This window comes from Streptomyces europaeiscabiei (genome assembly GCF_001550375.1).
In the GTDB taxonomy this organism is placed as follows: domain Bacteria; phylum Actinomycetota; class Actinomycetes; order Streptomycetales; family Streptomycetaceae; genus Streptomyces; species Streptomyces europaeiscabiei.
Window position 1 is genome coordinate 1 of the sequence record NZ_LRTR01000102.1, and the last position, 8,343, is coordinate 8,343.

9 protein-coding genes are annotated in these 8,343 nt (G+C 71.9%); 6 read left to right on the plus strand and 3 right to left on the minus strand.

What is annotated here, in order from left to right; genetic code table 11:
- The coding region (locus tag AWZ10_RS04355) for an FAD-dependent oxidoreductase (protein ID WP_159058211.1) at positions 1 to 218 on the minus strand (218 nt) is incomplete at its 3' end.
- 199 nt (positions 219 to 417) lie between these two features.
- Between AWZ10_RS04355 and AWZ10_RS04360 the strand changes: the two genes are divergently transcribed.
- Together AWZ10_RS04360 and AWZ10_RS04365 are read left to right on the plus strand one after the other, a co-directional pair.
- Positions 418 to 1,374 carry a DUF4349 domain-containing protein gene (locus tag AWZ10_RS04360; RefSeq protein ID WP_060890484.1) on the plus strand — a complete coding sequence of 319 codons (957 nt, stop codon included), beginning with the start codon at positions 418 to 420 and terminating at the stop codon, positions 1,372 to 1,374.
- 57 nt (positions 1,375 to 1,431) lie between these two features.
- Positions 1,432 to 2,835, plus strand: coding sequence for an FAD-dependent oxidoreductase (locus AWZ10_RS04365; RefSeq protein WP_046706873.1), 1,404 nt, complete (start codon positions 1,432 to 1,434; stop codon positions 2,833 to 2,835).
- A 117-nt stretch (positions 2,836 to 2,952) separates the two neighbouring features.
- Here AWZ10_RS04365 and AWZ10_RS04370 read toward each other — a convergent pair whose 3' ends face one another.
- A complete protein-coding gene (locus tag AWZ10_RS04370) occupies positions 2,953 to 3,291 on the minus strand; it encodes a hypothetical protein (protein ID WP_037700545.1) in 339 nt (112 codons plus the stop codon).
- A 137-nt stretch (positions 3,292 to 3,428) separates the two neighbouring features.
- Here AWZ10_RS04370 and AWZ10_RS04375 point away from each other — a divergent pair, with 137 nt between their 5' ends.
- Positions 3,429 to 4,238 carry a rhomboid family intramembrane serine protease gene (locus tag AWZ10_RS04375; RefSeq protein ID WP_060890485.1) on the plus strand — a complete coding sequence of 270 codons (810 nt, stop codon included), beginning with the start codon at positions 3,429 to 3,431 and terminating at the stop codon, positions 4,236 to 4,238.
- A 17-nt stretch (positions 4,239 to 4,255) separates the two neighbouring features.
- Here AWZ10_RS04375 and hemE read toward each other — a convergent pair whose 3' ends face one another.
- Positions 4,256 to 5,323, minus strand: a complete 1,068-nt coding sequence (gene hemE / locus AWZ10_RS04380) for a uroporphyrinogen decarboxylase (protein WP_046709371.1) — start codon at positions 5,321 to 5,323, stop codon at positions 4,256 to 4,258.
- Between the two features lie 186 nt (positions 5,324 to 5,509).
- Here hemE and AWZ10_RS04385 point away from each other — a divergent pair, with 186 nt between their 5' ends.
- The 3 genes from AWZ10_RS04385 to AWZ10_RS04395 form a co-directional block, all read left to right on the plus strand.
- The gene (locus AWZ10_RS04385) at positions 5,510 to 6,181 is read left to right on the plus strand and encodes a DUF3000 domain-containing protein (RefSeq protein ID WP_060890486.1); all 672 of its coding nucleotides are present in this window, start codon (positions 5,510 to 5,512) and stop codon (positions 6,179 to 6,181) included.
- A gap of 317 nt (positions 6,182 to 6,498) precedes the next feature.
- Entirely contained in the window at positions 6,499 to 7,158 is a 660-nt protein-coding gene (locus AWZ10_RS04390; RefSeq protein WP_037701061.1) for a helix-turn-helix transcriptional regulator, read from the plus strand.
- A gap of 176 nt (positions 7,159 to 7,334) precedes the next feature.
- A partial coding sequence (locus tag AWZ10_RS04395; protein ID WP_208618446.1) for an HRDC domain-containing protein occupies positions 7,335 to 8,343 on the plus strand: 1,009 nt, incomplete at its 3' end.

The following is an 8,343-nucleotide window of genomic DNA, read 5'->3' on the forward strand; positions in this document are numbered from 1 at the left end:
GGGCGGCGGGCGAGCATCGACTCGGCGCCGAGGTCGACGCGCGCGCCCGCGATCTCGCCGGGCAGCAGCTTGCCGCCGACCCGGTCCGAGGCCTCCAGGACGGTCACTCTCGCGCCCCGGTCCAGCAGCCCGTGCGCGGCGGCAAGCCCCGCGATCCCGGCCCCGATGACGACGACATGCCCGGCGTCGCGCCCGACGTCCGTCCGTGCTCCGCTCATGGCTCCACCCTCTCAGATGTCACTGACAGTCATGACGCCGGTCCCGCCCTGGAGCCGCCCGTCCCTGTGGCCTCGCCGAGTCCCGACCGTGACCGCTTCGGGACCGCTTCCCCCCAACGTTCCGACCCCCTCCCGCGTCGAAGAGTCGTCAGCAAGGCGGGCGAGCACGCCTGCCACGACCCTCGGGGGGTACGCCGCAATGGCCGAAACACACGTACGACGTTCCCGGCGGCCCGCAGGGGCCCTGGCCGCCCTGTTCCTCGCCGCCGCCCTGGCACTCACGGGCTGCGGCGCCGGCAGCGAGGACGCCGCCACCTCGGGCAGCAAGGCGGACACGTCCGTCCAGCAGGAGGGCGCCCTGAACGACGAGAGCGGCAACAGCTACCAGAGCGGCGACAAGGCCGCCGACGCGCCGACCAAGATCGCGCCGAGCCACATCATCCGCACCGCCACCCTGACCGTGCGCGTCAAGGACGTGCCGAAGGCCCTGGACGAAACCCGCACCACCGTCGAGAACGCGGGCGGGTTCGTCGGCAGTGAGTCCACGACCCGTGACGGCAAGGACCGTGAGCGCACCCGGGTCGTCCTGCGCGTGCCCGCGGAGAAGTACGAGGAGGTCCTCACCGAACTGGAGGGCACCGGCAAGCTGATCGAGCGCAGGACGAAGGCCGAGGACGTCACCGACCAGGTCGTCGACGTGGAGAGCCGCATCAAGACGCAGCGGGCGAGCGTGGCCCGGATCCGCGAGCTGATGGACCGGGCGGGCAAGCTCAGCGACGTGGTCACCCTGGAGGGCGAGCTGAGCAGCCGGCAGGCCGACCTGGAGTCCCTGCTCGCCCAGCAGCAGTCCCTGAAGGACCGCACGAGCCTGGCCACCATCACGCTGTCCCTGTCCGAGACCGCGGTGAAGAAGGCCGACAAGGACGACGACCCCGGCTTCGTGGACGCGCTGGCGGGCGGCTGGAACGCGTTCGTCGCCGTGTTCCGCTGGCTGGGCATGGCCCTCGCCGCGATCCTCCCCTTCGCGGTGGCCGCCGCGATCCTCCTGTTCCTGTGGTCCCGCTTCGTCCGCTCCCGCCGCCCGGCCACGGCCACGGCAGGTACCGCCGGTTCGGAGCCGGCCGCGGCACCGGACGAGGAGGAGAAGCGGGACTGACAGCCGGTCCGACGGACGTCGACGAAGCGAAATGCCGGGCCCCCGTAGCGTGTTCCCATGAACATGAGCCGTACTGAGGAACGTTCGAGGGAACGCCTGGTGGTCGTCGGAGGCGACGCGGCGGGCATGTCCGCCGCGTCGCAGGCCCGCCGGCTGCGGGGGCCCGGGGAGCTGGAGATCGTGGCGTTCGAGCGGGGCCACTTCACCTCCTTCTCGGCATGCGGCATCCCCTACTGGGTGGGCGGCGACGTCCCCGAACGGGACCGGCTCATCGCCCGCTCACCCGAGGAGCACCGGGCCCGCGACATCGATCTGCGGATGCGTACGGAGGTCGTGGAGATCGACGTCGAGGGCGCCCGCGTGCGCGCGCGGGACCTCGACTCGGGCACCGAGACCTGGACCTCGTACGACAAGCTCGTCATCGCGACCGGCGCCCGCCCGATCCGCCCCGACCTGCCCGGCGTCGACGCCCCCGGTGTGCACGGCGTGCAGACCCTGGACGACGGCCAGGCCCTCCTCGACACCCTGACCGCCACCGAGGGCCGCCGCGCGGTGGTCGTCGGCGCGGGCTACATCGGTGTGGAGATGGCCGAGGCGCTCATCAACCGGGGGTACGAGGTCACGGTCGTCAACCGGGGCAAGGAGCCCATGTCCACCCTCGATCCGGACATGGGCCGTCTGGTGCACAAGGCCATGGAGGGCCTGGGCATCACGATGGTCGACGACGCCGAGGTCACCGCCCTGCGCACCGGCGACGACGGCCGGGTCCGCGCGGTGGCCACGGAGGACGCCGAGTACCCGGCGGACGTGGTGGTCCTCGGCATCGGCGTACGCCCGGAGACGGAGCTCGCGAAGGCGGCGGGGCTGCCCCTGGGCGACCACGGCGGCCTGCTGACCGATCTGGCCCTGCGCGTGAGGGGCCACGAGAACATCTGGGCCGGCGGCGACTGCGTCGAGGTTCTCGACCTGGTCTCCGGCCACCTGCGCCACATCCCGCTCGGCACCCACGCCAACAAGCACGGCCAGATCATCGGCGCCAACGTCGGCGGCGGCTACGCCACGTTCCCCGGCGTCGTCGGCACCGCCGTCAGCAAGGTCTGCGACCTGGAGATCGCCCGCACCGGCCTCCGGGAGAAGGACGCCGACCGCGCCGGCCTCCAGTACGTCGCCGTCACCATCGAGTCCACCAGTCGCGCCGGCTACTACCCGGGCGCCGCCCTCATGACGGTCAAGATGCTCGCCGAACGCCGCACCGGCCGTCTCCTCGGCGTCCAGATCGTCGGGCGGGAGGGCGCGGGAAAGCGCGTCGACATCGCGGCGGTGGCCCTGACCGCAGGCATGACGGTAGAACAGATGACCGCCCTGGACCTCGGCTACGCCCCGCCCTTCTCCCCGGTCTGGGACCCGATCCTGGTGGCGGCGAGAAAGGCGGTGGTGGCGGTGAGGTCGGGCGCCTCATGAGGTGAGCGCCTCATGACAGGGCCGCGCCCCCGGCTTTCCAGGGGTGCGGGGAACTGCGCGACCAGCCACGACGCACCCGCGGCCGGAGACGCACAGCACCTCCTGCGGCGAACCCCCTCAGACAGCCGACGTACCGGTTATCCGGTCGATGGCCTGCCGAGCCTGCTCCGCCGGCGGCCGGGCCGGCAACGAGGACACGGAGGCGGAGGACGTCACCGCGGCCGGGGCGGTCGTCGGCGCCGCGGCCGGTTTCGCATGCGCGGCCGCCGGCCGAGCCGACCGCAGTCGATGACTGACCGCCTCGTCCAGCGTCACCGGCCGCTGCATCCGCGCCGCCAGCCGCCCGGCCTCCTGGCCGAGCGCGGCGACGTCTTCCCAGGGCAGCCGCACCACCAGCGAAATCTCGGCCTCACCATCGGGGGTGGCGTGCATCGCCGGGGCAACTCGGTCGTTCATCGCCTGTTCCTCACGTAGATCCGCGGTTGAGGAGTCATACGCACCACTCGCCCCGCACGTTCACCGACGTCGGCGCCGAGGCCGCACCGACAGCGGGCGCGCTGATTCCACCCCCGTATCCAGGGCACAAGTCCGGTGTGGTCATCCCCGTCCATGACGTGAACCCCGCGGGCCGCACGCCCTACGTGACCTACGCACTCATCGCCGCGAACGTCTTCGTCTTCGTCTTCATGCCGACTCTCGCCGGTTCCCTGCCGGGCGACAGCGCGGCGGCCCGGCTGTGTCACACCCAGGCGTTCCTGGAGCAGTACGCGGCGATACCGCGGGAGCTGATCCGTCACCAGCTGCCGCAGCTGGTGCCCACCGGCGAGCTCGCCCGGTCGGGCGGCTGTGCCCTCGGCCCGCCGGGCTACGACAAGTCGCCCGCGCTGTCCGTGCTCACCGCCCTGTTCCTGCACAGCGGCTGGCTGCACCTGCTGGGCAACATGCTCTTCCTGCTGATCTTCGGCAACAACATCGAGGACCGGCTGGGCCACGTACGGTTCGCCCTGTTCTACGGGGCCTGCGGCTACGCGGCGTCGTACGGCTACGCCTTCCTCAACGCCGACTCCGGTGACCCCCTGATCGGCGCGTCCGGGGCGATCGCCGGGGTCCTCGGCGCGTATCTCGTCCTCTACCCGAAGGTCAGGGTCTGGGTCCTCGTCCCGTTCCTGGTCTTCCTGCCCCTGAGACTGCCCGCCTGGCTGGTGCTGGGCTCCTGGTTCGTGCTCCAGGCCGTCGACTCGTCCCGCGAGGCCGTCTCCGACGTCGGCACGGTGGCGTACGCGGCCCACCTCGTCGGCTTCGTCGCCGGCATGCTCCTCGCCTGGCCCCTGCGCCCCGGCACCCCACCCCCACCCGAGCCACGCGGCCTGCTGTTCGGCAGGCGGGCGCGACCCGGCTGGTGAACCCGGGGCTCGACCCCCTAGCGCACGGTCTGCGTGTGGACGTACTCCACGAGCCGGGTCAGGGCGTCCGGGTCGGTGCTGGGCATGACGCCGTGGCCGAGGTTGAAGATGTGGCCCTCCAGGCCGGTGGCGCTGTCGAGGACCTCGCGGGTCTTGGCCTCGACGGCCTCCGTGCCGGCGAACAGGACGGTCGGGTCGAGGTTGCCCTGGAGCGCCTTGCCGGGGCCGACGCGGCGGGCGGCCTCGTCGAGCGGGACGCGCCAGTCGACGCCGACGACGTCCGCGCCGGCCTCGCCCATGAGGCCCAGCAGCTCGCCGGTGCCGACGCCGAAGTGGATGCGCGGGACGCCGTACGACTCGACGGCCCGGAAGACCTTCGCGGAGGCGGGCAGCACCGAGCGGCGGTAGTCCACCGGGGCGAGGGCGCCGGCCCAGGAGTCGAAGAGCTGCACGGCGGAGGCGCCCGCCTCGATCTGCACCTTGAGGAAGGCGGACGTGATCCCGGCGAGACGGTCGAGCAGGTCGGCCCACAGCTCGGGGTCGCCGTACATCATCGCCTTGGCGTTCTCGTACGTGCGGGACGGGCCGCCCTCGACGAGGTAGCTGGCGAGGGTGAAGGGGGCGCCGGCGAAGCCGATGAGGGGGGTCTCGCCCAGCTCGGCGGTGAGCAGCTCGATGGCCTCGGTGACGTAGGAGACGTCCTCGGGGGTCAGGTCGCGGAGCTGGGCCAGGTCGGCGCGGCTGCGGATCGGCTTCTCGACGACCGGCCCGACGCCGGGCTTGATGTCGAGGTCGATGCCGATGGCCTTGAGCGGGACGACGATGTCACTGAAGTAGATCGCCGCGTCCACGTGATGCCGGCGGACCGGCTGGAGCGTGATCTCCGTGACCAGCTCGGGCCGCATGCACGACTCCAGCATCCCGATGCCCTCGCGCACCTTCAGGTACTCGGGGAGCGAGCGCCCGGCCTGTCGCATGAACCACACCGGCGTGTGCGGCACGGGCTCACGCCTGCACGCCTTCAGGAAGGCGGAGTTGTACGTGGCTGTCGGCTGGTGGCCCGAGGGGCTGGCGTTGGCACTCACGAAGCAAAGTCTCGCACGCCCGCTTGACAGCGCGGGTCCGGGCTGCGGACAACCCGGACCCGCACATTTCCGGCCACCGGTTCCGGCCGTCGGCGCGGCCTCCGTTCGCTGAGCGCGATCCGACAGTGACCCAGCGCACGGGTGTCTTGCCCTGCGCCGAGGCCCGGTTCCCCTTAATGTTCCGGCATGGCTGCGGCTCAGGGACGACTGTCGGACGGCGCTGGCGGGATGGACGACGCGAAAGAGGGGGAGCGCGATGCGATGGAGACGGCACCGTTGCCGTTCCGCTCCGCCGTCGAAGCGCTGAGGGCCACACGGCCGCGGCCGGAGATCGAGATCGAGTCGACCAAACCGCCCCAGCGGCTCGCCCCTTACGCGTACGCCCTGGAGGCCGCGGTCGTCGAGGGCGACGAGGACCTGGCCGACGGCCGGCTCGTCCTGCTGCACGACCCCGCGGGGCACGACGCCTGGCAGGGCACCTTCCGGCTGGTGACCCTGGTCCGGGCGGAGCTGGAGCCCGAGATGGCGGCGGACCCCCTGCTGCCGGAGGTCTGCTGGTCGTGGCTGACCGGCGCGCTGCAGTCCCGGGGACTGTCGTACGGCGAGCCCAGCGGGACCGTGACGCGGGCGAGTTCGCACTACTTCGGCGGGCTGGCGACACGGCCGGCCGCGTCGCAGATCGAGATCCGGGCGTCGTGGACCCCACGCGAGGTTCTGGGCGGCGTTCCCGACACCGCCGCGCATCTCGCCGCCTGGTGCGACCTGCTCGCCCAGATCGCGGGACTTCCTCCGTCGGTCGACCCCGGGGACGCGGCGGTGGTGACGCTGCCGCAGCGGCGGGGGCCGCAGTCCCGCTGAGAACCCCGCAGAACCAAGGACCGTGCGCCGTGGGGCGTGCGGTCCTTTTTCGTGCGCGTCGCCACGCCGATCAAAACCATCACTTTGTCGATACGGCCACTTTCGGCCTTGTATCGACTTGAAGCGACACCGTTCGGTCTTCGAATGATCGAAGACGTGTCCGAATTGCACGGATTGTTACTCACTAGATCGTGATCATTCTCTAAAGGAGCAGAGGTTTGATGCCGAAGACCTCTGTGACCTTCAAAGCACGGTTCGTCCCGGCTTCGACCCCACGAGCCGACGAGCCCGCCCCCGTCCCGTACCCCGGAGGCCTGGTGTCCGTTCTCCTCGAGCAGCCCGCAAGCCTGGTCGCCTACCGTCCGAACAAGCCGACCGCGATGGTGGTGGTCGCCGATCCACGGGTCAGGTCCACCGTCACCCGGCACCTGTGGGCCCTCGGGGTCCGCGATGTCATCGAGGCCTCGTCCATCGCCGAGGCCCGCCCCCGTGTCGGCAACCCGCGTGACATCTGCGTCGCAGACGTCCACCTGCCGGACGGTTCCGGCCTGACCCTCCTCTCCGAGACCCGCGCGGCGGGGTGGCCCAACGGCCTCGCCCTCTCCGCCGCCGACGACATCGGTGCCGTACGCAACGCCCTCGCGGGCGGTGTGAAGGGATACGTCGTCACCGGCACCCGCACCAACATCGGGCTGCCCTCCCGCCCGGGCGCCGCCCCCATCGGCTCCGCCGCCCGTATGCACCGCCGCCCCCCGGGAGCCCCGAGCCACCCGGGTGGCTACCGGGAGCTGTCGGGCCGCGAGGTCGAGGTGCTGCGCCTGGTCGCGGAGGGACAGTCGAACAAGGCGATCGGCGTCTCCATGGGCCTGTCCGCACTCACGGTCAAGAGCCACTTGGCCCGAATCGCGCGCAAGCTCGGCACCGGCGACCGCGCCGGCATGGTGGCGGTGGCCCTGCGCACCGGGATCATCCACTGACGCCAAGGACACCGAGGCAGGAAGAGGCCGGGATCATTCACCGATGTCCGGCCTGTCCCGGTTCGCCGGGAACATTCACTGACACGTGTGACACGTGACTGGTTTACGCCCCTGGATGGCCCGTCGGCGGAACGTTCCGTCGGCGGGCCATGTCCATACACAGATACCCTTGACAGGTGACCGACGCCCAAGAGACCGCAGCAGACAGGACCCTGCGAACCACCGGAGGCGCCCCTCCGGACGACGGCGGATCTTCTGAAGCGGGGGCGCCGATCCCTCTGCTGGAGCCGCGGGACGGTATTCCGGCCGTGATCGCCGACGAGTCCGCGCTCGCCGCGGTGATCGCCGCCTTCGCCGCCGGCTCCGGCCCCGTCGCCGTGGACGCCGAACGCGCGTCCGGCTACCGCTACGGCCAGCGGGCCTATCTGGTGCAGCTGCGCCGCGAGGGCGCGGGCACCGCGCTCATCGACCCCGTCGCCTGCCCCGACCTCTCCGGCCTCGGCGAGGCGCTCTCCGGCGTGGAGTGGGTGCTCCACGCCGCGACCCAGGATCTGCCCTGTCTGCGCGAGATAGACATGGTCCCGACCCGGATCTTCGACACCGAGCTGGCCGGCCGGCTCGCCGGGTTCCCCCGGGTCGGCCTCGGCGCGATGGTCGAGGGTGTTCTCGGCTACGTCCTGGAGAAGGGCCACTCCGCGGTCGACTGGTCCACGCGCCCGCTGCCCGAGCCGTGGCTGCGGTACGCCGCGCTCGACGTGGAGCTCCTCGTGGACCTGCGGGACGCCCTGGAGAAGGAGCTGGACCGGCAGGGGAAGCTGGAGTGGGCACGGCAGGAGTTCGACGCGATCGCCTCCGCGCCGCCCGCCGAGCCCCGCAAGGATCCCTGGCGGCGTACGTCCGGGATGCACAAGGTGCGGCGCCGGCGGCAGATGGCGGTCGTACGGGAGATGTGGGAGGCGCGGGACCGGATCGCGCAGCGGCGGGACGTGTCGCCGGGCAAGGTGCTGAGCGACGCGGCGATCGTCGAGGCCTCCCTGGCCCTGCCGGCCGACGCAACTGCGCTGGCCGCGTTGAACGGGTACGGGCACCGGATGGGGCGGCGCCAGCTGGAACAGTGGCAGGCCGCCGTGGACCGGGCGAGGGCGCTGCCGGACTCGGCGCTGCCGGCGCACGGGCAGCCCGTGA

Coding starts and splice junctions, on each gene's coding strand:
- AWZ10_RS04365 (WP_046706873.1), top strand. CDS start 1,432: ATGAACATGAGCCGTACTGAGGAACGTTCGAGGGAACGCCTGGTGGTC.
- AWZ10_RS04360 (WP_060890484.1), top strand. CDS start 418: ATGGCCGAAACACACGTACGACGTTCCCGGCGGCCCGCAGGGGCCCTG.
- AWZ10_RS04385 (WP_060890486.1), top strand. CDS start 5,510: ATGGCTGCGGCTCAGGGACGACTGTCGGACGGCGCTGGCGGGATGGAC.
- AWZ10_RS04370 (WP_037700545.1), bottom strand. CDS start 3,291: ATGAACGACCGAGTTGCCCCGGCGATGCACGCCACCCCCGATGGTGAG.